The sequence below is a fragment of the Streptomyces sp. NPDC093221 genome (genome assembly GCF_044753885.1).
In the GTDB taxonomy this organism is placed as follows: domain Bacteria; phylum Actinomycetota; class Actinomycetes; order Streptomycetales; family Streptomycetaceae; genus Actinacidiphila.
The window spans coordinates 138,977-161,767 of sequence record NZ_JBIVOA010000012.1; the positions used below are offsets into that span (position 1 = coordinate 138,977).

Consider the following 22,791-nt stretch of genomic DNA (forward strand, 5'->3'; position numbering starts at 1 on the left):
TGCGGACCACCGGCCGGCGGGGGCCGGCGGCGCGCTCTCCCCGCGCCCCGGACGGGGCGGGCCCTCCCGCGGAGAGGCGGGGTGCGGGGCGGCGGGACGTAGAGGTGAGCGGGGGAACCCGGCCCGGAGGGTCCACCTTGGGGAGTAGGGGAGATCGCTCCAGCGGCTGACCCCGGCACGGGTTCCGTTGCCTACGCTGGGTTATGTGCAGCGCATCTACGACTTTCTCCGCAGACACCCGACGTGGGTCGACGGCTTCTGGGCCCTCGTCCTGCTCGTGGTCTGCGCTGTGTGGGTGCTGGAAGTCCCCGACCTGAGGTTCCCCGAGCGGCTGCTGGCGGTGCCGCTGTCCGGCGCGCTGGCGGTCGTGGTGGCGCTGCGCCGCCGTGCGCCGGAGAAGATGCTGCTGCTGGCCATCGGGGTCGGCCTGACCCAGTTGGCGCTGGGCGTGCAGACCAATCCCGGCGACGCGGCGATGCTGGCGATCATCTACACGTGCGCGTCCAACGGCGAGCGCTGGTCGTCCCGGCTGGCCCTGCTGGCGGGCCTCGCGGCGGCGCCGCTGTCGATGCTGCGCTGGCCGCCGCACGACGAGTACTCGACGGTCTGGACGACGCTGCTCCAGACCTTCTTCCTGACGGTGATCTTCGCCCTGTCGTGGGTGGTCGGCGACCGCCTCCGTACCCGCCGCGCGTACTACGCGGAGCTGGAGGAGCGGGCGGCCCGGCTGCACCGGGAGCGCGAGGCGCAGTCCAAGGCGGCGGTGGCGGCCGAGCGGGCCCGTATCGCCCGCGAGCTGCACGACGTCGTGGCGCACAACGTCTCGGTGATGGTCGTCCAGGCGGACGGCGCCGCGTATGTGCTGGACGCCGCGCCCGACCAGGCCAAGCAGGCGCTGTCGACCATCTCCACCACCGGCAGACAGGCCCTCGCCGAGATGCGGCGGCTGCTCGGGCTGCTGCGCGCGGGCGACGACGCGGGCGGCGAGTACGTGCCGCAGCCCGGCGTCGACCAGCTCGCCGATCTGATCGACCAGGTGCGCGGCGCGGGCCTGCCGGTCAGATTCGAGGTCGCGGGCGACGCCAGACCGCTGTCCAGCGGCGTCGAGCTGACCGCGTACCGCATCGTGCAGGAGGCGCTGACGAACGTCCGCAAGCACGGCGGGGACGGCGCCAGCGCCAGCGTCATGCTGGGCTTCGGCGACGCGGCGCTCGACCTGCTGATCGAGGACGACGGGCGCGGCGCCCGGCACGAGCTGTACCAGCAGGGCGGCCGGGACGGCCTGGGCCAGGGCCTGATCGGCATGCGGGAGCGGATAGGCATGGTCGGCGGCACGCTGGACGCGGGTCCGCGCCCCGGCGGGGGCTTCCGGATCAGCGCGGTGCTGCCGCTGAGAACCGGTTAGCCGGACGACCACCACGGCCGGGACCGGCGAGGACCGGCGGCCGTGACCACGGAGAACAACCGAGAGGCAGGACACATGGCGATCCGCGTCATGCTCGTCGACGACCAGGTGCTGCTGCGCACCGGGTTCCGGATGGTGCTCGCCGCCCAGCCGGACATGGAGGTCGTGGCCGAGGCGGGCGACGGCGCCGAAGCGCTGGAGGTGCTGCGGCACACGCGGGTCGACGTCGTGCTGATGGACGTCCGCATGCCGCGGATGGACGGGGTCGAGGCGACCCGGCACATCTGCGGGGGCGACCGCGGCGAGGCGGTCCGCCGGGAGGGCGAGGGCCCGCGGGTCCTCATCCTGACCACCTTCGACCTGGACGAGTACGCCTTCGCCGCGCTCAAGGCGGGCGCCAGCGGCTTCATGCTCAAGGACGTGCCGCCGGACGAACTGCTCGGCGCGATCCGGGCCGTGCACAGCGGCGACGCCGTGGTGGCGCCCAGCACCACCCGGCGGCTGCTCGACCGCTTCACCCCGATGCTGCCGTCCGCGGCGGCCGAGGAGCACAAGGAGGTCGACAAGCTGACCGAGCGCGAGCGCGAGGTGCTGCTGCTGGTCGCCCAGGGCCTGTCCAACGGCGAGATCGCCCGCAAGCTGGTCCTGTCGGAGGCCACGGTCAAGACGCACGTCGGCCGCATCCTCACCAAACTGGGCCTGCGCGACCGCGTCCAGGCCGTCGTCCTGGCCTACGAGACGGGCCTGGTGCGGGCCGGCGGCTGAGGCGGCCGGACCCCTGAAGCGGTTACCGGCGGTTCGCGGATACGGGTTCACGCCGGGCCGATCAGGGAAGGTCCGTACCGACCGGTAGGGATCACAGCACGGGGGAGTACGACATGCGCGCCATCGTTTTCGAGCAGTACGGAGGTCCCGAGGTCCTGCGCCTCGCGGACGTGCCGCGGCCCTCGCCGGGCCCCGGCGAGGTCACCGTCGACGTCGCCTGGGCGGGCGTCAACTTCGCCGACGTCAAGGCCAGGGCCGAGGGCTACCGGGTGGAGGCGCTGCCCTTCCGGCCGGGCCTCGAGGTCTCGGGGCTGATCCGCGAGGTCGGCCCGGACGTCACCGACTTCACGCCCGGCCAGGAGGTCGCCGCCTTCCTCGACGGCGGCGGCTACGCCGAGACCGCGCTCGCGCCCGCCGCCACCGTCTTCGCCCTGCCCGCGGGACTCGACCTGCGCACCGGCGCCACCCTCCCCAGCGTGCTGCCCACCGCGTACGCGCTGCTGCACGAGGTCGGGCGGCTGCGCGAGGGCGACACCGTGCTCGTCCAGGGCGCGGCGGGCGGCGTCGGCACGGTCGCGGGACAGCTCGCCCGGCTGGGCGGCGCGGCGGCCGTCTACGGCGTCGTCTCCAGCCTCGACAAGGCCGACCACGCGCTCAAGTCCGGTTACGACGAGGTCTTCACGGCCGCGACCTTCGACACCGACGTCCGGGCGGCGACCGGCGGGCGGGGCGTCGACATCGCCCTCGACCCGGTCGGCGGCGAGACCTTCCGCCGCACCCTCGGCACGCTCGGCCGCTTCGGCCGCCTCGTCTCCTTCGGCAACGCCGGTTCGGAGGAGCCCTGGCGGATCGGGCCCGCCGACACGTATCCGCTGGGGCTGTCCGTCTCGGGCTTCTCCGTCCTCGGCATGGCCGCGCAGGAGCCGCAGCGGCTGCGGCGGATCGCCGACGCCGCCTTCCGTACCGTCACCGACGGCGATGTGGAGCTGCCGGTGAGCGCCGAATTCCCGCTGGAGCGGGCGGCGGAGGCGCACCGGCTGCTGGAGTCGCGCAGGAGCACGGGGAAGCTGCTCCTGCGGGTGGGCGGCTGAGCGGGCGGCCTCGGTCCTACGGCCGGGGGAGGCGGCGCGCGAAGGCCGCCGCCGCCTCCCTGACGTCCTGCTCGGTCCATTCGAGCGCCGGGGCCGCGACCGTCACCTCCGTCATGGACAGGCCCGGCACGCCCGGCTCCGCGAAGACGGCGCGGCCGAAGAGGGAGATCCTGGTCTCCTCCGCCTGACGCAGTGACGCCTCACCCAGGACGTCGGCCGGATACGGCAGCCAGAGCTGGAACTGGTGGGTCTGCGGCTCTTCCGGGTGCACCCGCAGCCACGGCACGCCGCCCTCCGTCAGGCCCTCGCGCAGGGCCCGCGCGACCGGCTTGGCGTGCGCCACGAACGACGGGAGCCGCGGCAGTACGGTGTCGAGACCGGCCAGCGCCGCCAGCGCGGCGGGGAACTGCTGGAACAGCATGCCGCCGTACCGGTGCCGCCACGCCTTCGCCTCCGCGACGACGTCCGCGGAGGCGGCCAGGGCCGCGCCCGAGATGCCGTCCAGCGACTTGTAGAAGCTCACGTACACGCTGTCCGCGAGGGCCGCGATCTCCGGCAGCGGGCGGCCGAAGTGGGGTGTGCACTCCCACAGGCGGGCGCCGTCGAAGTGCACGACCGCGTCCCGGTCGCGGGCGGCGGCCACCGTCGCCGTCAGCTCGTCCCACGACGGCAGCACGAAACCGGCGTCCCGCAGCGGCAGTTCGAGCATCAGGGTGCCGAACGGCTCCTCGAAGTCGCGGATCTCTTCCGCGGTCGGCAGGCGGGGTTCCGTCGTCGGGTGGACGGTGCGCAGGCCGCTCACCGCGTGCAGCGCGCCGCGTTCGTGCACCTCCGGGTGCGCCATCGGGTGCAGCGCCACCGTCGCGTTGCCCGTGCGGCCCGCCCATGCCCGCAGGGCCACTTGCTGGGCCATCGTGCCCGTCGGGAAGAAGGCCGCGTCCTGCGTGCCGAGGATTTCCGCCACGCGGCGCTCCAGGGCGGCCACGACGCCGTCGCCGTAGATGTCCACCGGTTCCGTCACGTCGTACGCCGTCGCCGCCTCTTCGGCGAGCCGCGCCAGCCGTTCCCCAAGGGTCGCCTTGGGGCCGGACATCAGGACCCTTCCGTCGCACTTCGCGACTGCCGCCGCGACCTTCTCCCGCATCTCGCCGTCATCGCCCATCCCCCGATACTCCCTTCCAGGGCGGTCCCCCGCCACGCCTTATCGCCCCCCGTGCGGGTGCCTGCCCTCCCTCCTTTCCCCGCCCGCCCGCCCACCCGTGCGGGTGCTTTCTTCGTCTGCGGGTGCCGCCTGTGCCTGGGTCGGTGCCGGTCCGGGGCACCTCCTCGGGCGACGAACGTGCACCCACTTCGAAGACGTCCAGCCCCTTTCCGTTCGTCCCCCTGCGGGGGCACCCCGGCCCGTCCCCTCCCGGTACGTCGGCGTCCGCCTGTCCGGTGGGGGTGGCGGAGGGGGGTCCTCCCGGCGAACCGCCCTGCGCCGGTGCGCCCTTCCGACAGACCTTTCGCCCCCCGGCTGGACGTCGGGTGACGCGGGGCGGCTCGCCGAAAAGAACCCCCCTCCCTCCGCCACCACAGCGGACCGTCGGACGCCGACGAGCGAGGAGGGGACGGGCCGGGGTGCCCCCGCAGAAATACGTTGACGGCCGGGTACCGGATTCGCAAAGGCCAGGTGATACGGATTTCGAGGAGGTGCCCCGGACCGGCACCGACCAGGCACAGGCGGCACCCGCAGACGACAAAGCACCCGCACGGGTGGGCGGGCGGGAAAGAAACAAGACAAAGAGACGCAGCGGTGTGCTGAAGCTCTCGCAGGGGGCACCCCGCACGGGCTGACCGCCCCGGAGGGGATTCGCGTAGGATTGACGAGAAGGCGTCCGGTACCCCGGTGAGGACTGGAACGGAAGGCTCGGAGCGCGCGTGGACGAGATGGGCAAGGCGGAGGGGCGGCCGGCGCGACTGGCCGTCGGGGTCGTGGGAGCAGGCCGAGTGGGCCCCGCACTGGCGGCGGCGCTGCGCATGGCGGGGCACCGCCCCGTGGCGGCGTCCGGCGTGTCCGAGGCGTCCAAGCGCCGCGCCGCGGCGCTGCTCCCCGGCGTCCCCCTGGTGGAACCGGCCGCGGTGTTCGAACGCGCCGACCTCGTACTGCTGACCGTCCCCGACGACGCCCTGCCCGACCTGGTCAAGGGCCTCGCGGAGACCGGCGCGGTGCGGCCCGGCCAACTGCTGGTGCACACCTCGGGCCGGTACGGCACGTCCGTGCTCGACCCGGCGCTGCGCGCGGGCGCGCTGCCGCTCGCGCTGCACCCGGTGATGACCTTCTCCGGCACCCCGGTGGACGTGCAGCGCTTGGCGGGCTGCTCCTTCGGCGTGACCGCCCCCGGCGAGCTGCGGCTGGCCGCCGAGGCGCTCGTCATCGAGATGGGCGGCGAGCCCGAGTGGATCGAGGAGGCCGCCCGCCCGCTCTACCACGCGGCACTGGCCATCGGCGCGAACCACCTCGTCACCCTCGTGGCCCAGTCGATGGACCTGCTCAAGGCGTCGGGCGTCGCCGAACCCGGCCGCATGCTCGGCCCGCTGCTGGGCGCCGCGCTCGACAACGCCCTGCGCTCCGGTGACGCCGCCCTGACCGGGCCGGTCGCCCGCGGCGACGCCGGCACCGTCACCGCGCACCTGGACGAACTGCGCGCGCACGCCCCCGAGACGGTGGCCTCGTACGTGGGAATGGCCCGCGCCACCGCGGACCGCGCTCTGGCCAACGGAATGCTGAAACCGGAGTTCGCGGAGGCGCTGCTCGGCGCCCTCGCCAATGGAGGGACCCCGTGACCGAGCTGGTGCACACCGCGGCGGAACTGCCCCCGGCCGCCGCCGTCGTCATGACGATGGGCGCGCTGCACGAGGGCCACGCCGCCCTGATCCGCGCGGCCCGCGCCTACGCGGGCGACGGCCTCGTCACCGTCACCGTCTTCGTCAACCCCCTCCAGTTCGGGCCGAACGAGGACCTCGACCGCTACCCCCGCACCCTCGAAGCCGACGTCGTGCTGGCGCAGAAGGCCGGCGCCGACCACGTCTTCGCGCCCGCCACCGACGAGGTCTACCCCGGCGGCCGACCGCAGGTCCGTATCACCGCGGGACCCATGGGCGAGCGGTACGAGGGCGCGTCCCGGCCCGGCCACTTCGACGGCATGCTGACCGTCGTCGCCAAGCTGCTGCACCTCACGCGGCCCGCCGCGGCCTTCTTCGGGCAGAAGGACGCCCAGCAGCTCGCCCTGATCCGCCGCATGGTCACCGACCTGAACTTCCCCGTCGAGATCGTCGCCGTACCGACCGTGCGCGAGCCGGACGGCCTGGCGCTGTCCAGCCGCAACCGCTACCTGTCGGAGTGGGACCGCGAGCACGCCCTGGCCCTGTCCCGCGCCCTGTTCGCGGGCCGGGACGCGGCCGGGGGCGGCCCGGACGCCGTACGACGGGCGGCAGGACACGTCCTGGCCACGGCCGACGGCCTCGCCGTCGACTACCTGGCCCTCATCGACCCCGCCGACTTCACCGAAGCCGCGCCGGACCACGCGGGCCCCGCCGTCCTCGCCGTCGCCGCCAAGGCCGGCACCACCCGCCTGATCGACAACCTCCCGCTGGAGTTCGGAGCCGCCGAATGAACGGAACCAGAGCCACAAGCGCGAGTACCGGCATCCGCCTGTACGCCGCCGAGCCCGGCTGGACGCTGACCTCCGACGTGGTCGTGGTCGGCTCGGGCGTCGCGGGCCTCACCGTCGCCCTGCGCTGCGCCGCCGCGGGAGCGAAGGTCACCGTCGTGACCAAGGCGCACCTGGACGACGGCTCGACCCGCTGGGCGCAGGGCGGCATAGCCGCGGCCCTCGGCGAGGGCGACACCCCCGAGCAGCACCTGGCCGACACCCTCGTCGCGGGCGCGGGTGTCTGCGACGAGACGGCCGTCGCCACCCTGGTCACCGAGGGCCCCGCCGCGGTGCGCCGCCTCATCGCGACCGGCGCGCACTTCGACACCGACAAGACCAGCGGCGAGATCCTGCTGACCCGCGAGGGCGGCCACCACCGCCGCCGGATCGTCCACGCGGGCGGCGACGCGACCGGGGCCGAGGTCTCCCGCGCGCTGATCGAGGCGGTCCGCGAAGCCAATATCGACTTCGTCGAGAACGCGCTGGTCCTCGACCTGCTCACCGACGCCGAGGGCCGCACCGCGGGCGTCACCCTGCACGTGATGGGCGCCGGGCAGCGCGACGGCGTCGGAGCCGTACGCGCCCGTGCCGTCGTCCTGGCCACCGGCGGCATGGGCCAGGTGTTCTCGGCGACCACCAACCCGGCGGTGTCGACGGGCGACGGCGTGGCGCTGGCGCTGCGCGCGGGGGCCGAGGTCAGCGACCTGGAATTCGTCCAGTTCCACCCGACCGTGCTGTGGCTGGGCCCGGACGCCGAGGGCCAGCAGCCGCTGGTCTCGGAGGCGGTACGCGGCGAGGGCGCGCACCTGGTGGACGCCGACGGGGTCCGCTTCATGGTCGGCCAGCACGAACTGGCCGAACTGGCCCCGCGCGACATCGTCGCCAAGGGCATCACGCGGCGGATGCAGGAGACCGGCGCCGAGCACATGTACCTCGACGCCCGGCACTTCGGCGCCACCATGTGGGAGGAGCGTTTCCCCACCATCCTGGCCGCCTGCCGCGCCCACGGCATCGACCCCGTCACCGAGCCGATCCCGGTCGCGCCCGCCGCGCACCACGCGTCCGGCGGCGTCCGTACCGACCTCCTCGGCCGTACGACCGTCCCCGGCCTGTACGCGTGCGGCGAGGTCGCCTGTACGGGCGTGCACGGCGCGAACCGGCTCGCGTCGAACTCGCTCCTCGAAGGGCTGGTCTTCGCCGAGCGGATCGCCGCCGACATCGTCGCCGACCCGACGGTGCCGGGCGAGCCCGTCATCCCGGAGCCCGCGCACACCCCGCTGCTGGCCTCCGAGGCGCGCTACGAGGTGCAGCGGATCATGTCGGCGGGCGCGGGCGTCCTGCGCAGCGCCGACAGCCTGGCCACCGCGGCGGGCGCGCTGGAACGGCTGCACACCGCGGCCGTCGAGGAGTACGACAGGGACGGCAAGACCGCCGAGCCGTGCGTCGAGACCTGGGAGGCGACCAATCTGGGCCTGGTCGCCCGGGTGCTGGTCGCCGCCGCCCGCCGCCGCGAGGAGACCCGCGGCTGCCACTGGCGCGAGGACCGCCCCGACCGCGACGACCGGGCGTGGCGCCGGCATCTCGTCGTACGCCTCACCCCGCACCGCACGCTCGCGGTGCACACCACCGAAGGCACGGACTTCCCGCCGACCGGCGGCGGCACGGGGGACACCCGGGGCGGCGCCCCCGGGACCGCTCCGATCGTGGATGATGGGGCCGCCCCCAACGGCACCGCGCCGGACGCCGCGCCCAGTACCGCGAACCGTCCGCCGCACGCCGCTCGGAATCCGAAGGAGCCCTCGTGACCACCCCCGACCGTCCCCGGCCCGTCGCCCTCCCGCTGCCGCAGATCGGCCCGCCGAGCGAGGTGACCGGCGGCGGCTGCGGTGACGGCTGCGGCTGCGGCGCGGGCGAGGCGTACGACGACGCGTACGGCCTCGACCCGCTGGAGTGCGGCCTCGACCCCGACCTGGCGCAGCTCCTGATGGACGCGGGCCTTGACCCGGTGCAGGTCGAGGACATCGCGCACATGGCGATCGAGGAGGACCTGGACCAGGGCGTGGACGTCACGACCGTGGCGACCGTCCCCGAGGACGCCTTCTCCACCGGCGACTTCACCGCCCGCGAGGCGGGCACCGTGGCGGGCCTGCGGGTCACCGAGGCGGTGCTGTCGGTGGTGTGCACCGACGAGTTCGAGGTCGAGCGGCACGTGGAGGACGGCGACCGGGTCGCGGCCGGGCAGAAGCTGCTCACCGTGCGCACCCGCACCCGCGACCTGCTGACCGCCGAGCGCAGCGCGCTCAATCTGCTGTGCAGGCTCTCCGGTATCGCCACCGCCACCCGCGAGTGGGCCGACGTGCTGGAGGGCACCTCCGCGAAGGTCCGCGACACCCGCAAGACGACACCGGGCCTGCGGGCGCTGGAGAAGTACGCGGTCCGCTGCGGCGGCGGCGTCAACCACCGGATGTCGCTGTCGGACGCGGCGCTGGTCAAGGACAACCACGTGGTCGCGGCGGGCGGCGTGGCGCAGGCGTTCAAGCTGGTCCGCGAGGAGTTCCCCGATCTGGCGGTCGAGGTCGAGGTCGACACGATGCACCAGGTGCGCGAGGTGCTGGACGCGGGCGCCGACCTGATCCTGCTGGACAACTTCACCCCGGCCGAGACCGCGGAGGCCGTCGCGCTGGTCGCGGGCCGCGCGGTGCTGGAGTCCTCGGGCCGCCTCACCCTGGACACCGCCCGCGCCTACGCCGAGACCGGCGTGGACTACCTGGCGGTCGGCGCCCTCACCCACTCCTCCCCGATCCTGGACATCGGCCTCGACCTGCGCGCGGACGCCGCGGGCCGGCGAGCGGAAGCGTAGGGGCGCATGCTGCTCACCATCGACGTCGGCAACACCCACACCGTCCTCGGGCTGTTCGACGGGGAGGAGATCGTCGAGCACTGGCGGATCTCCACCGACCCGCGCCGTACCGCCGACGAACTGGCCGTACTGCTCCAGGGCCTGATGGGGATGCACCCGCTGCTCGGCGACCTCGGCGACGGCATCGACGGCATCGCGATCTGCTCGACGGTGCCGTCGGTGCTGCACGAGCTGCGCGAGGTGACCCGCCGCTACTACGGCGACGTCCCGTCGATCCTGGTCGAGCCGGGCGTCAAGACCGGTGTGCCGATCCTGGTCGACCACCCCAAGGAGGTCGGCTCCGACCGGATCATCAACTCGCTGGCCGCCGTGCACCTCTACGGCGGCCCGTGCATCGTCGTGGACTTCGGCACGGCGACCACCTTCGACGCGGTGTCGGCGCGCGGGGAGTACGTGGGCGGCGCCATCGCGCCCGGCATCGAGATCTCGGTGGACGCGCTCGGCATGCGCGGCGCGCAGCTGCGCAAGATCGAGCTGGCCAGGCCGCGCAGCGTCATCGGCAAGAACACGATCGAGGCCATGCAGTCCGGCATCCTCTACGGTTTCGCCGGGCAGGCCGACGGCATCGCCGAGCGGATGGCGCGCGAGCTGGCCGACGACCCGGACGACGTGACCGTGATCGCGACGGGCGGCTTGGCGCCGCTGGTCCTGGGCGAGGCGTCGATCATCGACGAGCACGAGCCCTGGCTGACGCTGATCGGACTGCGGCTGGTGTACGAGCGGAACGTCCAGACGTCGTAGCGCCCGGGGTGTACGCCGTGTCGCCCGGCGTGTCTCGCCGTGTCGCCCGGCGGTACGGGGCGGCTCCGGGCCGTACGGGGGGCTTGCGGCGGTACGGGGCGGGCGACGCACCCGAGTGCGCGAGGATGCGTGTGATTTGTCCGGTTAAAGACTAATCTTTCGCTATGCCCACGCCACACGGAAACCGAGGCGGGATGGCGTTCAGCGCGGACGAACTGCGCGTGCTGCGCCGAGCCCTGGCGGAAGTCCTGTCCCCTTACGCGGGCCGGACCGACACCGCCGCCGCCGACGCCGTGCTCGCGCCGCGCCCGGCCGAGCACGTACGCCCGGCGGAACAGCTCCGCGGACCCGTACGCCCCGCCGCACAGGCGCGCGTACCGGCGCGGCCCGCCGAGCACGTACAGGAATACCTCCGGCTCGTGCACGCCGTGGACGACGCGGTGGCCGAGGCGGGACGGCTGCGGTCGTTCCTGCTGGACGAGCTGAGCCGGTACCGGCAGGCGCTGCCCGGAAGCGCGGGCGGGTATCTGGAACGGCTCACCGCCGCGCTCGCCGGCGGCTACGTACCCGGCGCGGACGACCTCGCCGCACTGCGCCGCCTGCGGGCCGCACCGAGCGGAACCCTGGAGTACCGGCGGCGCACCGCACTGCTGCGCCGCTGCGAAACCCTCGCAGAGAACGACGTACGACTCCGTCTGGAGGCCCATATGACCACGTCGCGCCGCCTGCTCGCCCTTCCGGGCGCCCGTTCCGCCACCGCCGCGGACCCGGCGGAGAAGAAGCCGTCCCCGGCTCCTTCGCCCCGCCCGAAGTCCCCGGCGCCGTCCCCCTCGCCGGGGCCCGGCGAGGGCGCGCCCAAGCGCCCGCCGACGCCCGCCGAGATCTGGCCGCCCGGCCGCAAGCCCGCCGCGCCCAAGCGGGACGACGAGGCCCGCTCGGCCTGACGGGCCCGCCGCACCCACCCGCCGTCGGCGGCGCGGGAGGCGTGGCTACGCTGGTCGGTATGGACTACGTATCCGCGATCGTGCCGCCGCTGGTGATGGCGATCCTCTTCATCGCCGTCATCGTGACGATCATCAAGAATCAGGGCGGGGCCAACAAGGCCAAGGAGGACGCGGCGGTGGACGCCGCCTTCGCCCGCGCCGAGGCCGCGCGCCAGCCCTCCGCCGAGGACCGCTGACGCCCGCCGCGGCATTTGACGGCCAAGGAAATCAATATCATCTGATACTTGGCCGAAGATCCATGCCCGATCCACGGACCGGTGCGCGGCGCCCGACAAGGCGCCGTGCGCCGGTCCGACCCGTTTGGTCCCGATAAGCGGAACGTCTGCGGCTAGTATCCGGAATGTGCCCCGGCCATTGGGAGACCTCGAAGACGCCGTCATGACGCGAGTGTGGGAGTGGAACCGACCGGTCACGGTTCGTGAGGTCCTGGAGGATCTCTCACGGGATCGATCCATCGCGTACACAACTGTCATGACCGTAATGGACAACCTGCGCCAGAAGGGCTGGCTCCGCCGCGAGGAGGAAGGCCGCGCTTATCGTTATGAGGCCGTTTCGACGCGTGCCGCATACTCTGCCGCACTGATGAACGAAGCGTGGTCCGCGAGCGACAACCCGGCCGCCGCGCTCGTCCACTTCTTCGGCATGATGTCTCCGGAACAGCGTGAAGCGGTCCGTGACGCATTGCGCATCATCCAGTCCGTCGACCCCTCCGGTCCTGCGGATCCCGAAGGGCGATAGCGTCCGCACATGCCCCTCATGTCGAATGACGTCACCATCCGCCGGGCGCGCACCGGCGATGTCGCCGCGGTACGGACGCTGCTCGACTCCTATGTGCGTGACGGCATCCTGCTCGACAAGCCGACAGTGACCCTTTATGAGGACATCCAGGAGTTCTGGGTCGCGGAACGGGACGAGGACGCGAACGTGGTCGCGTGCGGCGCCCTGCACGTGATGTGGGAGGACCTGGCCGAGGTCAGGACGCTGGCGGTGGACCCGACGCAGCGCGGCAAGGGTGTCGGCCACCAGTTGCTGGCAAAGTTGCTGCACACCGCACGCTGGCTGGGAGTCCGCCGAATTTTCTGCCTCACCTTCGAAGTGGACTTCTTCGCGAAGCACGGCTTCGTGGAGATCGGGGAGACGCCGGTCGACGGCGATGTCTTCGGCGAGCTCCTCCGTTCCAATGACGAGGGTGTCGCGGAGTTCCTGGACCTGGAGCGAGTGAAACCGAACACCTTGGGCAACAGCCGCATGCTGCTGCAACTCTGACCGTTCCGGTTTGTCCGGATCGCGCTACCTCGCGGGCGCCCGTTCGTGCAAGGGGTTTGTGTTTTTCCCGCAAAGGCGCTTTGCTTTTACCGTTAATCCGTTTTCGATGAAAGGGAAGCCGGTGGCTCAGAAGGTCCAGGTTCTTCTTGTTGACGACCTCGACGGCGGCGAGGCGGACGAGACCGTCACGTTCGCTCTCGACGGTGTGACCTACGAGATCGACCTCACCACCGCGAATGCTGACAAGCTCCGCGGGCTGCTCAACCCGTACACGGACAGTGGCCGTCGTACCGGCGGACGGGCCGGTCGTGGCCGTACCAAGGCGGTCCGCGGAGGCGGCGCTTCCGGTCCCGACACCGCGAAGATCCGTGCGTGGGCCAAGGAGAAGGGTTACGAGGTCAACGACCGCGGTCGTGTTCCGGCCACCATTCGTGAGGCGTACGAGAAGGCCCACGGCTGATCCTGGCTACGCGTCCGCAGCGTGATCCGGTGGCAGGCCGTCGCAAGGGCGGCCACCAGTGCCGTGAGCCCGATGGGTACCCCCGTTCCATCGGCTCCATCCGTGACACGCAGCGCGGGCACCGTGGACTCGACTTCGCACCCCGGTCGGGGAGGCCGCAGCCACACCGGCGCGGACCGGTCGTACGCGGCCTCCCGGCGGCCCCACTCGGGGTGCGCGGGCGCTCGCATCGGAGCGCCGGACCCCAGCGCCGTCAGATCCAGCCGGATACCGCCCCACTCCAGCCACTCCAGCAGCCCCGGCAGCTCCTCGGCGGATCCGGCGGCCACCAGCAGCCGGATCCGGTGGCCGTCCAGCGCCACCGGGCCGAGCTGGCCCGGCCGCGGGAAACGGTTCAGCATCGCCAGACCCGCCTCCGCGGGCACGTCCACCGCGTCGAACCGCACCCCGGTGACCAGACCCGGCGGCAGCGCCCCGGTGGTCGGCCACCCCAGTTCGTGCTCGTACCAGCCCATGCCGTGTGCAACTGCCCGCCGGGGCAGGGGTTACGGCGGTGACCACGTACCGTCGATGGGTGAACACGTTCGGTGTCGGCCGGAAGTGTCCGTAACGGCGCAAGGTTGTTCGCCCTTAGCGCACTCCCCAGCCGCTTTCGGCATGGAGTGTCCTGGGCAGAGGGTAAGAAGTACCTAGTGGGAAGGGCTGGTGTTCGAGCAGGCGAGGGCGTGCGTTCGCCACGGGCGTACTTGATAAAGGGGTATTCGCCTGGCCTGCGGGAACATCGTCTCGCACCATCGAGGTTGTGTGAGTGACGTCAGCCGGTAGCGCAGCTTTCCTCGCGCGAGCGGGGGTGGATACGTGAGCGGCGCCGCTGTGCGGGACTAGCATGCGGAAGGACAGGGAGGGGACCGACCCCTCACTGCCCGACCGCTCTGAGGAGCGATTAACGATGTTCGAGAGGTTCACCGACCGCGCGCGGCGGGTTGTCGTCCTGGCTCAGGAAGAAGCCCGGATGCTCAACCACAACTACATCGGCACCGAGCACATCCTCCTGGGCCTGATCCACGAGGGTGAGGGTGTCGCCGCTAAGGCCCTGGAGAGCCTCGGGATTTCGCTCGAGGCGGTCCGCCAGCAGGTGGAGGAGATCATCGGCCAGGGCCAGCAGGCCCCGTCCGGCCACATCCCCTTCACCCCCCGGGCGAAGAAGGTCCTGGAGCTGTCGCTCCGCGAGGCCCTCCAGCTCGGCCACAACTACATCGGCACCGAGCACATCCTGCTCGGCCTGATCCGCGAGGGCGAGGGCGTCGCAGCCCAGGTCCTGGTGAAGCTGGGCGCCGATCTCAACCGGGTCAGGCAGCAGGTCATCCAGCTCCTGTCCGGCTACTCCGGCGGGAAGGAGTCGGCCACGGCAGGCGGCCCGGCCGAGGGCACCCCCTCGACCTCGCTCGTCCTCGACCAGTTCGGCCGCAACCTGACCCAGGCCGCTCGTGAGACCAAGCTCGACCCGGTGATCGGGCGCGAGAAGGAGATCGAGCGGGTCATGCAGGTGCTGTCCCGCCGCACCAAGAACAACCCCGTGCTCATCGGCGAGCCCGGCGTCGGCAAGACCGCCGTCGTCGAGGGCCTGGCCCAGGCGATCGTCAAGGGCGAGGTGCCCGAGACGCTGAAGGACAAGCAGCTCTACACGCTTGACCTCGGCGCCCTGGTCGCCGGCTCCCGCTACCGCGGTGACTTCGAGGAGCGCCTGAAGAAGGTCCTCAAGGAGATCCGCACCCGCGGCGACATCATCCTGTTCATCGACGAGCTGCACACCCTGGTCGGCGCCGGTGCCGCCGAGGGCGCGATCGATGCCGCCTCCATCCTCAAGCCCATGCTGGCCCGCGGTGAGCTCCAGACCATCGGCGCCACCACGCTGGACGAGTACCGCAAGTACCTGGAGAAGGACGCGGCCCTCGAGCGCCGCTTCCAGCCCATCCAGGTCGCGGAGCCGTCGCTCCAGCACACCATCGAGATCCTCAAGGGCCTGCGCGACCGGTACGAGGCGCACCACCGGGTGTCCATCACGGACTCCGCCCTGGTGGCCGCCGCGACCCTGGCCGACCGGTACATCTCGGACCGCTTCCTGCCGGACAAGGCGATCGACCTGATCGACGAGGCCGGTTCCCGGATGCGTATCCGCCGGATGACCGCGCCGCCGGACCTGCGCGAGTTCGACGAGAAGATCGCCGACGTGCGCCGCGAGAAGGAGTCCGCGATCGACTCGCAGGACTTCGAGAAGGCGGCCTCGCTCCGGGACAACGAGAAGCAGCTCCTCGCCGCGAAGACCAAGCGCGAGAAGGAGTGGAAGGCCGGCGACATGGACGTCGTCGCCGAGGTCGACGACGACCTGATCGCCGAGGTCCTGGCGACCGCCACCGGCATCCCGGTCTTCAAGCTGACCGAGGAGGAGTCCTCCCGCCTGCTGCGCATGGAGGACGAGCTGCACAAGCGCGTCATCGGCCAGCGGGACGCCGTCAAGGCGCTCTCCAAGGCCATCCGACGCACGCGTGCCGGTCTGAAGGACCCCAAGCGTCCCGGCGGCTCGTTCATCTTCGCCGGCCCGTCCGGCGTCGGTAAGACCGAGCTGTCCAAGGCGCTCGCCGAGTTCCTCTTCGGCGACGAGGACGCGCTGATCGCGCTCGACATGTCGGAGTTCAGCGAGAAGCACACCGTCTCGCGGCTCTTCGGCTCGCCTCCCGGCTACGTCGGGTACGAGGAGGGCGGCCAGCTCACCGAGAAGGTGCGCCGCAAGCCGTTCTCCGTCGTCCTCTTCGACGAGGTCGAGAAGGCCCACCCCGACATCTTCAACTCGCTGTTGCAGATCCTGGAGGACGGTCGCCTGACCGACTCCCAGGGCCGGGTCGTGGACTTCAAGAACACGGTGATCATCATGACCACCAACCTCGGCACCCGGGACATCTCCAAGGGCTTCAATCTGGGCTTCGCCGCCCAGGGCGACACGAAGTCCAACTACGAGCGGATGAAGAACAAGGTCAGCGACGAGCTGAAGCAGCACTTCCGCCCGGAGTTCCTGAACCGCGTCGACGATGTCATCGTCTTCCCGCAGCTCACCGAGGAGGACATCCTCCAGATCGTCGACCTCATGATCAGCCGGGTCGACGAGCGGCTGCGCGACCGCGACATGGGCATCGAGCTCAGCCCCGACGCCAAGGTGCTGCTCTCCAAGCGCGGCTACGACCCCGTCCTGGGCGCCCGGCCGCTGCGCCGGACCATCCAGCGCGAGATCGAGGACTCGCTCTCCGAGAAGATCCTCTTCGGCGAGCTGCGCCCCGGTCACATCGTCGTGGTCGACGTCGAGGGCGAGGGCGAGACGGCCAAGTTCACGTTCCGTGGCGAGGAAAAGGTCACGGTCGCGGACGCCCCGCCGGTGGAGACGGCGAGCGGGCCGAATCTGACCAAGGACGCGTAGCGCCTCCGGCGCGGTAGCGTCCGCCGCGACAGCGGCGCAGTGAGGGGCGGGCCCCGGACCAGCGGTAACGGTCCGGGGCCCGCCCCTTTTGTCACCTCGGGGCGTGGACGGTGACCTTCGCGCGCGGGATGCGGTCGGCGTTGAGGACGGGGCCGGGGCCGGTGACCGTGACCTTGGTCAGAGCGGGAAGGGCCGCGAGCGGCGCCAGGTCGACCGGGCCGGGGTCCCTGGGGCAACGCGCTTCCATGATGGCGGTCGTGAGCTGCGAACCGAGCCAGCAGAACGACCGCGGCGTCTCCACCGATGGACCACGCCACCTGGACGACGGCCGAGGCCTCGTCGCGGCTCAGCCTTTCCGGGCCCGGAAGCAGTTCCAGGACCAGCGGGCCGACGCTCACCAGTCCTTGGACGTCCTCGGCCGTCCGTGGCGGGATGAGCCTCTCCGCACGATGCACCACCTCCGCGCGGACCCGCGGGTCCAGCTCTGTGGCGTGTTCCAGGCACGCCGTCGCCAGCAGGTGCAGCCGGGCTGAGTGGTCCGGCTCCGCGTCGCCGCGCTCGATCAGCTTCCGCAGCAGCCTGGCCCGCTCGGCCGGGCGGCCGTGGGCGACGGCCATGCGGATGACGTCGGCCCACTGGTCGTGGTGGGCGTTGGCGGCCAGCAGGTCGAAGTCGAGGTCTTCGACGGCTGCGCGGGCGGCCAGGAAGTCCTGGAAGGTGCGGTGGATGAAGTCGACCGTGTCCGGCGTGGGCTCGCGCAGCAGCCCGCTGCGGTCGCGCAGGTGGCAGTAGACGGAGGCGCTGTCGCCGAGCGCGGCGGCGGACGGCATCGCGGGCAGGGCGGCTGAGATCAGGCGCATGGCGTCGGAGATGTCCATCTCGGCCTGGCCGTTCTTCACCAGCCAGTACGCCAGCTTCTGGAGGAGCTGGATCTGCGGTTCCTCGGTGAGCGGGGTCGCCAGACCGCGTTCGCGGTCACGGCGGATCAGCAGCATGCCGAGGGCGGCGTCGTACAGCTCCTTGCGGCCGGTGGGGAGGTAGCCGCTGCGGTCGCGGTGCAGGGCGCAGATGAGGCCGCACATGAGCGGGTTCGTGGCGAGCCGGGCCAGGTCCTGCTTGGTGTGGAGGGCGTCGAGGAGGGTGCGCTGGTACGTGTCGAGGCGCGCCCGCTCCTCGGGCTCCTCGTCGGGGACGGTGGCGCGGGCGGCGTCGTGCCAGCGCTCGGTGAAGGCGCGGATGTCGCCCCGGCTCATGGGGGAGAGGGTCAGGTCGGTGAAGCCCTCGTCGGCGAGCCAGGAGTCGGAGACGGCCGTCGGGCGGGACGTGACCAGCCAGCGGTTGCCGGGATACGCGGCGAGCAGGCCGCGCAGCCAGTCGCCGACGCGCTCACGGGACCGTTCGTCGATCTCGTCCAGGCCGTCGATGAGGACCAGCCCGCGCCGTTCGGCCAGGATGTCGCTGCCAGCCGGTCGGGTCGGTGGTCACGACGCCGATCAGGACGTCACCCGCGAAGACGGCGGCGCCGGACATGCCCGCCCAGGGGGAGAGGCCGTCGGGGCGCGGCGCGGGCGGGGTGCCGTCGACGGTGAGTACGTCCCGGCCGCCGAGCAGGCCCGAGCCGGGCTTGTACGTACCGGTGAGCTGTTCGGTGTCGAGGCCGCCGGTCGCGTCGCGCTGGGCGTAGGGGAAGCCGATCGCCTGGCAGTCGGGGACGGGGGCGAGGGAGGACAGCATGGCCCACAGGTTGGGGCGACCGCGGGCGAAGGCGCTCTCGTCGGCCAGCGGCCGGGGCGCGACGAGGACGGCCACGTCGGTGCCCGACGTGTCCTCGTACCAGCGGCCCGCGACGCGGCAGCCGACCTCGCCCGCGCCGCCGAGCACGGTGACCCTGGCCTCGTCCGTGCCCGCCACGAGGTGCGCGGCCGTCAGGACCAGCGTGGGCGTCAGCAGGTAGCCGCTGCCCTGGACGCCTCGGCTGCGGACGACCGTCAGCCGCTCCCGTAAGGGCCCGCTCACCGGGGCGGCCGGGGCGCGTCACCCGGCAGGGTGCCCTCGTCCGGGGCGGCGATCTCCACCGGCCGGCCCGTCGCCGCGTCCTTCGGGCGGAGCGTGAAGGAGACCGTGTGGGTGCGGCCCGTGGTGCGGGCGGTGTCGGCGCCCGCTTCGACGACCACGGCCTTGATCCCGCCGTGGCCGGCCCCCCTTGTGTCCGGGCCTCACGATAGGGGCGTGAATGTGACCCGCGCCACGAATTCGCGGAAGGGGGCGGGTTCTAAGGGGCGGGGAAGGGGCGGGGAAGTGGCGGCGGTCACAGGTCTTTGGTCCCGGTGGAATTCGCCGGATCGCGTGGCGAGGTGATGTGCCCCATGTGAGCCAGGCCACTTACTAAGCGAAATAGTGGCGGGTTCGCGGGGTGTGCGGAGCCTGTGGATCACGCACAGGCGGGGGACAGGGAAGTGAAGGGGCGGGGCCCTTGATGCCCGTTTTGGTGCGACTTGAGCGCGGGGGCGTACCGGGCATTCGACGTAAAAAGGGTGAAGGGAAGGGCGGAATCCGAGAGGTCGGCACTACGACCGCGCTTAGTAATAGGGGTCCTTGTGGTCCGGCGGAATGCCGCGTTACCAAGGATGGGCAACGAGCCGCAGTCGGATGTTTCGGATCTCCGGACCTGTTGCTCCCCCCTTTCAGTGAGGTTGTTTCTTCATGCGCAAGAACTCGACGATGAACCGTGCCCCGAAGTCCGTCACCCGTGGCCGTGTCGCGGTAGTGACGGGCGGACTGGTCGCGGCGCTCGCCCTGGGCTCGACGGCGGCGATCGCCGCCGACACGCAGCACGAGGGATTCCTCGCCGCCGGGACGGCGAGCAGCATCTCCGACGTGGTGCAGAAGCAGGCCAGCGGCCAGCAGGCCACCGCGGCCAAGGTGAAGGCCGACGCCGCGAAGACCAAGGCCGCCAACGAGGCCAAGGCCAAGGCCGCGGCCGACGCCAAGAAGCGCGCGGACGCCAAGGCCGCCGCCGACCGCAAGGCCCGCAGCGCGTCCTGGGTGACCCCGACCAGCGGTTACGTGATCGGCGCGGGGTACGCGCAGGCCGGTCCGCACTGGGCGCACACCCACTCCGGCCAGGACTTCGTCGTGCCGAGCGGCACGAGCGTGCGGGCCGCGCACACCGGCACCGTCGTGACGGCGGGCTGGGGCGGCGCGTACGGCAACAACATCGTGATCAAGCACGCGGACAACACGTACTCGCAGTACGGCCACCTGTCGCACATCGGCGTGCACGTCGGCCAGAAGGTGGACACCGGCCAGGAGATCGGCAAGTCCGGCTCCACCGGCAACTCGACCGGTCCGCACCTGCACTTCGAGATCCGCAAGACCCCGTACTACGGCTCCTCCGTCGAGCCGCTGCACTTCCTGCGCACGCACGGCGTGCACGTCTGACGTACGTCTGATCCCACCAGTCGTACAAGAGAGACGGCGGCCGTCAACATCCGGCCGCCGTCTCTACCCGTGCGAGGACCCTCGGAAGAGCCCCTCAGCCCCTCGCAAGCTCAGCCCCTCGTAAGCTCAGCCCCCTCAGACCCCCGCCTCGGCCTCCGCCTGGGCGACCAGGTCGAGCGCGACGTCGAGAATGGCGGCGCGCTTGGCGGCCGGATCGCCCTCGATGTCGCGCATCGCGAACATCCCGGCGTGCATGGCGAAGAGCGCGGTCATGCAGCGCACCTGCGCGGGCATCGGCCACTCCGGCTCCCTCAGCAGCCCGCTCAGCGAGCCGATCTTGCCCTTGAAGGACTCGCCGATGCTCAGCTCGCGCACCGTGGCCTGGTTCTCCTGGAAGAACCGGAACAGCGCCTCCGCGCCCCACAGCGCCTCGCTGTAGCGGCGCAGCACCTCCTGCTTGGTGGCCAGCGTGCGCGGCTGCTCGTTGCCCCAGGCGATCAGCGCGTCGACCGGTTTCGACAGGTCCTGCGCGATGCTGATGAGGATGTCTTCCTTGGTTTTGAAGTGGTAGTAGAGCGCCGCTTTGGTGACGTCCAGATGCTCGGCGATCTCGCGCAGTGAGGTCTTCTCGTAGCCCTGCTCCGCGAAGAGTTCGAGGGCGACGTCCTGGATGCGGCGGCGGGTGTCGCCGCGGCGGGTCTGCGCTGTGACCATGGCTGTGCACTCCTGCTGCGCTCGCGTCGGGCAGACGGAGCCCGACCGGCTCGACGGGCTGTACGGGGCATGACGGTACGGCCTTGGTCAAACCCTACGCACTTACTTGACGCCCGGCTAGTTACGCCCGTACCTTCATTCCGTACCTAGCTAGCCGGGCGGCAAGTAAGCGGACGGCGAAGTGAGTGTCGCCGGACCCGGAGAACCGCCCTCACCGGGGGAGGACCCACCGCCATGTCCCAGACCGACACCGCCGCCGCCGTCAAGGCGGAGCCGCGACAGCGCAGTGTGCGCGTCGTCATGGCGGGCCTGCTGATCGCGATGATGCTCGCGATGCTCGACAACATGATCATCGGTACCGCGATGCCGACGATCGTCGGCGAACTCGGCGGGCTCAACCACCTGTCGTGGGTCGTCACCGCCTACACGCTGGCCACCGCCGCCTCCACCCCCATCTGGGGCAAGCTCGGCGACATGTACGGCCGCAAGGGCATCTTCCTCACGTCCATCGTGCTGTTCCTGCTCGGCTCCGCGCTCTCCGGCATGTCGCAGACCATGGACCAGCTCATCAGCTTCCGCGCCGTCCAGGGCCTGGGCGCCGGCGGTCTGATGGTCGGCGTGATGGCGATCATCGGCGAGATGATCCCGCCCCGCGAGCGCGGCAAGTACCAGGGCATGATCGCCGGTGTCATGGCCATCGCCATGATCGGCGGCCCGCTCGTCGGCGGCAGCATCACCGACAACTGGGGCTGGCGCTGGAGCTTCTACATCAACCTGCCGATCGGCGTCGTCGCCCTCGCGATGGTCACCATCGTGCTGCACCTGCCGAAGAAGCGGCGCTCGGGCCGTATCGACTACTGGGGCGCGTCGCTGCTCACCGTCGCGATCACCTCGCTGGTCCTGCTCACCACCTGGGGCGGCACGCAGTACGCCTGGGGCTCCGCGCAGATCATCGGCCTGCTCGTGCTCGGCCTCGTCTCGCTCGCGGCCTTCCTCTACGCCGAGACCCGCGCCGCCGAGCCGGTGCTGCCGCTGCGGATCTTCCGCAACAGCAACTTCTCGCTGATCTCGCTGGTCGGCTTCATCGTCGGCTTCACGATGTTCGGCGCGATGACCTTCCTGCCGCTGTACCAGCAGACCGTCCAGGGCGCCTCCGCGACCAACTCGGGACTCCTGCTGCTGCCGCTGCTCAGCGCCATGCTCGTCGTCTCCATGGTCGCCGGACGCATCACCACCTCCACCGGCAAGTACAAGATCTTCCCGCTGGTCGGCGGCGCCTTCATGACCTTCGGCCTGTTCCTGCTCTCCACCATGGACGTCAACACCAGCCGGTTCACCTCCGGCCTCTACATGGCCGTACTCGGCGTCGGCATGGGCTTCGTCATGCAGATCACGATGCTGATCGCGCAGAACAGCGTCGAGATGAAGGACATCGGCGTCGGCTCCTCGTCCTCCACCCTCTTCCGCACGATCGGCGGCTCCTTCGGCGTCTCGCTCTTCGGCGCCCTCTTCACGCACACCGTCTCCCACGGCATGGCCTCCAGCGCCGCCGGAGCCGGTTCCGGGGCCGCTGGAGCCGGTGCCCAGCTCGACCGGGCCACCATCGCCAAGTTCCCGCCGGCCGTGAAGGACGCGTACTTCCACGCGGTCGCCGACGGCACCCACACCGTCTTCCTGTGGGGCGCCGTCATCAGCGTCGTCGGCTTCGTCGCGGCCTGGTTCATCACCGAGACCCCGCTGCGCGCCGCGGCCCCCAAGGCCGCCAGCTCCGAGGACGAACAGCCCCCGGTCCTGGCCGACGCCATCTGATCATCTGACCG

20 protein-coding genes and 2 pseudogenes are annotated in these 22,791 nt (G+C 71.7%); 16 read left to right on the plus strand and 6 right to left on the minus strand.

All coding sequences use genetic code 11. The features are described from left to right. The first annotated feature begins 205 nt into the window (after positions 1-205). The 3 genes from ACIQCJ_RS33235 to ACIQCJ_RS33245 all read left to right on the plus strand — a co-directional run bounded on the left by ACIQCJ_RS33235 (position 206) and on the right by ACIQCJ_RS33245 (position 3,261). Positions 206-1,405 (plus strand): histidine kinase, encoded by a 1,200-nt coding sequence (locus tag ACIQCJ_RS33235; protein WP_391049646.1) that lies wholly within the window; start codon positions 206-208, stop codon positions 1,403-1,405. A 75-nt stretch (positions 1,406-1,480) separates the two neighbouring features. Next, complete coding sequence (locus ACIQCJ_RS33240; RefSeq protein ID WP_355342358.1) at positions 1,481-2,170, plus strand: response regulator transcription factor; 690 nt, start codon at positions 1,481-1,483, stop codon at positions 2,168-2,170. Positions 2,171-2,283: 113 nt separating this feature from the next. Beyond that, positions 2,284-3,261, plus strand: coding sequence for a zinc-binding dehydrogenase (locus ACIQCJ_RS33245; protein ID WP_355342235.1), 978 nt, complete (start codon positions 2,284-2,286; stop codon positions 3,259-3,261). Between the two features lie 16 nt (positions 3,262-3,277). Here the strand turns inward: ACIQCJ_RS33245 and ACIQCJ_RS33250 are convergent, their stop codons facing one another. After that, positions 3,278-4,423: a beta-eliminating lyase-related protein gene (locus tag ACIQCJ_RS33250; RefSeq protein ID WP_391049644.1), complete on the minus strand. Its 1,146-nt coding sequence runs from the start codon at positions 4,421-4,423 to the stop codon at positions 3,278-3,280. A 767-nt stretch (positions 4,424-5,190) separates the two neighbouring features. Here ACIQCJ_RS33250 and ACIQCJ_RS33255 point away from each other — a divergent pair. From ACIQCJ_RS33255 to ACIQCJ_RS33300, 10 genes are all read left to right on the plus strand, one after another. Then, the gene (locus tag ACIQCJ_RS33255; RefSeq protein ID WP_355342364.1) at positions 5,191-6,087 is read left to right on the plus strand and encodes a DUF2520 domain-containing protein; all 897 of its coding nucleotides are present in this window, start codon (positions 5,191-5,193) and stop codon (positions 6,085-6,087) included. A gap of 50 nt (positions 6,088-6,137) precedes the next feature. Then, a complete protein-coding gene (panC, locus tag ACIQCJ_RS33260) occupies positions 6,138-6,917 on the plus strand; it encodes a pantoate--beta-alanine ligase (RefSeq protein WP_402713599.1) in 780 nt (259 codons plus the stop codon). After that, positions 6,914-8,761, plus strand: coding sequence for an L-aspartate oxidase (locus tag ACIQCJ_RS33265; protein ID WP_401724368.1), 1,848 nt, complete (start codon positions 6,914-6,916; stop codon positions 8,759-8,761). The genes panC and ACIQCJ_RS33265 overlap by 4 nt, the downstream gene beginning before the upstream one ends. After that, entirely contained in the window at positions 8,758-9,816 is a 1,059-nt protein-coding gene (gene nadC, locus ACIQCJ_RS33270; protein ID WP_402713546.1) for a carboxylating nicotinate-nucleotide diphosphorylase, read from the plus strand. Before ACIQCJ_RS33265 ends, nadC begins: the two co-directional genes overlap by 4 nt. A gap of 6 nt (positions 9,817-9,822) precedes the next feature. Then, positions 9,823-10,617, plus strand: a complete 795-nt coding sequence (locus tag ACIQCJ_RS33275) for a type III pantothenate kinase (protein ID WP_355342247.1) — start codon at positions 9,823-9,825, stop codon at positions 10,615-10,617. 164 nt (positions 10,618-10,781) lie between these two features. Continuing rightward, entirely contained in the window at positions 10,782-11,561 is a 780-nt protein-coding gene (locus tag ACIQCJ_RS33280; RefSeq protein WP_402713548.1) for a hypothetical protein, read from the plus strand. 59 nt (positions 11,562-11,620) lie between these two features. Next, positions 11,621-11,797 (plus strand): hypothetical protein, encoded by a 177-nt coding sequence (locus tag ACIQCJ_RS33285; RefSeq protein WP_355342252.1) that lies wholly within the window; start codon positions 11,621-11,623, stop codon positions 11,795-11,797. Between the two features lie 166 nt (positions 11,798-11,963). Next, positions 11,964-12,359, plus strand: coding sequence for a BlaI/MecI/CopY family transcriptional regulator (locus tag ACIQCJ_RS33290; protein WP_355342255.1), 396 nt, complete (start codon positions 11,964-11,966; stop codon positions 12,357-12,359). Between the two features lie 9 nt (positions 12,360-12,368). Beyond that, positions 12,369-12,887 carry an amino-acid N-acetyltransferase gene (locus ACIQCJ_RS33295; protein WP_355342258.1) on the plus strand — a complete coding sequence of 173 codons (519 nt, stop codon included), beginning with the start codon at positions 12,369-12,371 and terminating at the stop codon, positions 12,885-12,887. 121 nt (positions 12,888-13,008) lie between these two features. Further along, positions 13,009-13,347 (plus strand): Lsr2 family protein, encoded by a 339-nt coding sequence (locus ACIQCJ_RS33300; RefSeq protein ID WP_355342261.1) that lies wholly within the window; start codon positions 13,009-13,011, stop codon positions 13,345-13,347. On the opposite strand, the gene ACIQCJ_RS33305 is transcribed toward ACIQCJ_RS33300, so the two are convergent. Next, complete coding sequence (locus ACIQCJ_RS33305; protein WP_355342264.1) at positions 13,278-13,862, minus strand: SCO3374 family protein; 585 nt, start codon at positions 13,860-13,862, stop codon at positions 13,278-13,280. The genes ACIQCJ_RS33300 and ACIQCJ_RS33305 overlap by 70 nt on opposite strands. A gap of 434 nt (positions 13,863-14,296) precedes the next feature. On the opposite strand from ACIQCJ_RS33305, the gene ACIQCJ_RS33310 reads away from it, so the two are divergent. Further along, positions 14,297-16,816, plus strand: a complete 2,520-nt coding sequence (locus tag ACIQCJ_RS33310; protein ID WP_355342267.1) for an ATP-dependent Clp protease ATP-binding subunit — start codon at positions 14,297-14,299, stop codon at positions 16,814-16,816. Positions 16,817-18,081: 1,265 nt separating this feature from the next. Here ACIQCJ_RS33310 and ACIQCJ_RS33315 read toward each other — a convergent pair. From ACIQCJ_RS33315 to ACIQCJ_RS33325, 3 genes and pseudogenes are all read right to left on the minus strand, one after another. Further along, positions 18,082-18,270 (minus strand): annotated as a pseudogene (locus tag ACIQCJ_RS33315) (NACHT domain-containing protein); the annotation flags it as partial. Next, on the minus strand, positions 18,203-18,832 hold the full coding sequence (locus ACIQCJ_RS33320; protein WP_402713552.1) for a trypsin-like peptidase domain-containing protein: 630 nt from the start codon (positions 18,830-18,832) through the stop codon (positions 18,203-18,205). The gene ACIQCJ_RS33320 and the pseudogene ACIQCJ_RS33315, both read right to left, overlap by 68 nt. After that, positions 18,829-19,005: pseudogene (locus tag ACIQCJ_RS33325) on the minus strand (hypothetical protein); the annotation flags it as partial. The pseudogene ACIQCJ_RS33325 and the gene ACIQCJ_RS33320, both read right to left, overlap by 4 nt. 514 nt (positions 19,006-19,519) lie before the next feature. Here ACIQCJ_RS33325 and ACIQCJ_RS33330 point away from each other — a divergent pair. Beyond that, on the plus strand, positions 19,520-20,257 hold the full coding sequence (locus tag ACIQCJ_RS33330) for a M23 family metallopeptidase (protein WP_355342273.1): 738 nt from the start codon (positions 19,520-19,522) through the stop codon (positions 20,255-20,257). Positions 20,258-20,392: 135 nt separating this feature from the next. Here the strand turns inward: ACIQCJ_RS33330 and ACIQCJ_RS33335 are convergent, their stop codons facing one another. Beyond that, the gene (locus ACIQCJ_RS33335) at positions 20,393-20,971 is read right to left on the minus strand and encodes a helix-turn-helix domain-containing protein (protein ID WP_355342276.1); all 579 of its coding nucleotides are present in this window, start codon (positions 20,969-20,971) and stop codon (positions 20,393-20,395) included. Between the two features lie 234 nt (positions 20,972-21,205). On the opposite strand from ACIQCJ_RS33335, the gene ACIQCJ_RS33340 reads away from it, so the two are divergent. Then, on the plus strand, positions 21,206-22,780 hold the full coding sequence (locus ACIQCJ_RS33340) for an MDR family MFS transporter (protein ID WP_355342279.1): 1,575 nt from the start codon (positions 21,206-21,208) through the stop codon (positions 22,778-22,780). The last annotated feature ends 11 nt before the right edge of the window (positions 22,781-22,791 follow it).

Coding starts and splice junctions, on each gene's coding strand:
- ACIQCJ_RS33295 (WP_355342258.1), top strand. CDS start 12,369: ATGCCCCTCATGTCGAATGACGTCACCATCCGCCGGGCGCGCACCGGC.
- ACIQCJ_RS33280 (WP_402713548.1), top strand. CDS start 10,782: ATGCCCACGCCACACGGAAACCGAGGCGGGATGGCGTTCAGCGCGGAC.
- ACIQCJ_RS33335 (WP_355342276.1), bottom strand. CDS start 20,971: ATGGTCACAGCGCAGACCCGCCGCGGCGACACCCGCCGCCGCATCCAG.
- ACIQCJ_RS33340 (WP_355342279.1), top strand. CDS start 21,206: ATGTCCCAGACCGACACCGCCGCCGCCGTCAAGGCGGAGCCGCGACAG.
- ACIQCJ_RS33255 (WP_355342364.1), top strand. CDS start 5,191: ATGGGCAAGGCGGAGGGGCGGCCGGCGCGACTGGCCGTCGGGGTCGTG.
- panC (WP_402713599.1), top strand. CDS start 6,138: ATGACGATGGGCGCGCTGCACGAGGGCCACGCCGCCCTGATCCGCGCG.
- ACIQCJ_RS33250 (WP_391049644.1), bottom strand. CDS start 4,423: ATGGGCGATGACGGCGAGATGCGGGAGAAGGTCGCGGCGGCAGTCGCG.
- ACIQCJ_RS33240 (WP_355342358.1), top strand. CDS start 1,481: ATGGCGATCCGCGTCATGCTCGTCGACGACCAGGTGCTGCTGCGCACC.
- ACIQCJ_RS33305 (WP_355342264.1), bottom strand. CDS start 13,862: ATGGGCTGGTACGAGCACGAACTGGGGTGGCCGACCACCGGGGCGCTG.
- ACIQCJ_RS33310 (WP_355342267.1), top strand. CDS start 14,297: ATGTTCGAGAGGTTCACCGACCGCGCGCGGCGGGTTGTCGTCCTGGCT.
- ACIQCJ_RS33265 (WP_401724368.1), top strand. CDS start 6,914: ATGAACGGAACCAGAGCCACAAGCGCGAGTACCGGCATCCGCCTGTAC.
- ACIQCJ_RS33285 (WP_355342252.1), top strand. CDS start 11,621: ATGGACTACGTATCCGCGATCGTGCCGCCGCTGGTGATGGCGATCCTC.
- ACIQCJ_RS33275 (WP_355342247.1), top strand. CDS start 9,823: ATGCTGCTCACCATCGACGTCGGCAACACCCACACCGTCCTCGGGCTG.
- ACIQCJ_RS33245 (WP_355342235.1), top strand. CDS start 2,284: ATGCGCGCCATCGTTTTCGAGCAGTACGGAGGTCCCGAGGTCCTGCGC.
- ACIQCJ_RS33330 (WP_355342273.1), top strand. CDS start 19,520: ATGCGCAAGAACTCGACGATGAACCGTGCCCCGAAGTCCGTCACCCGT.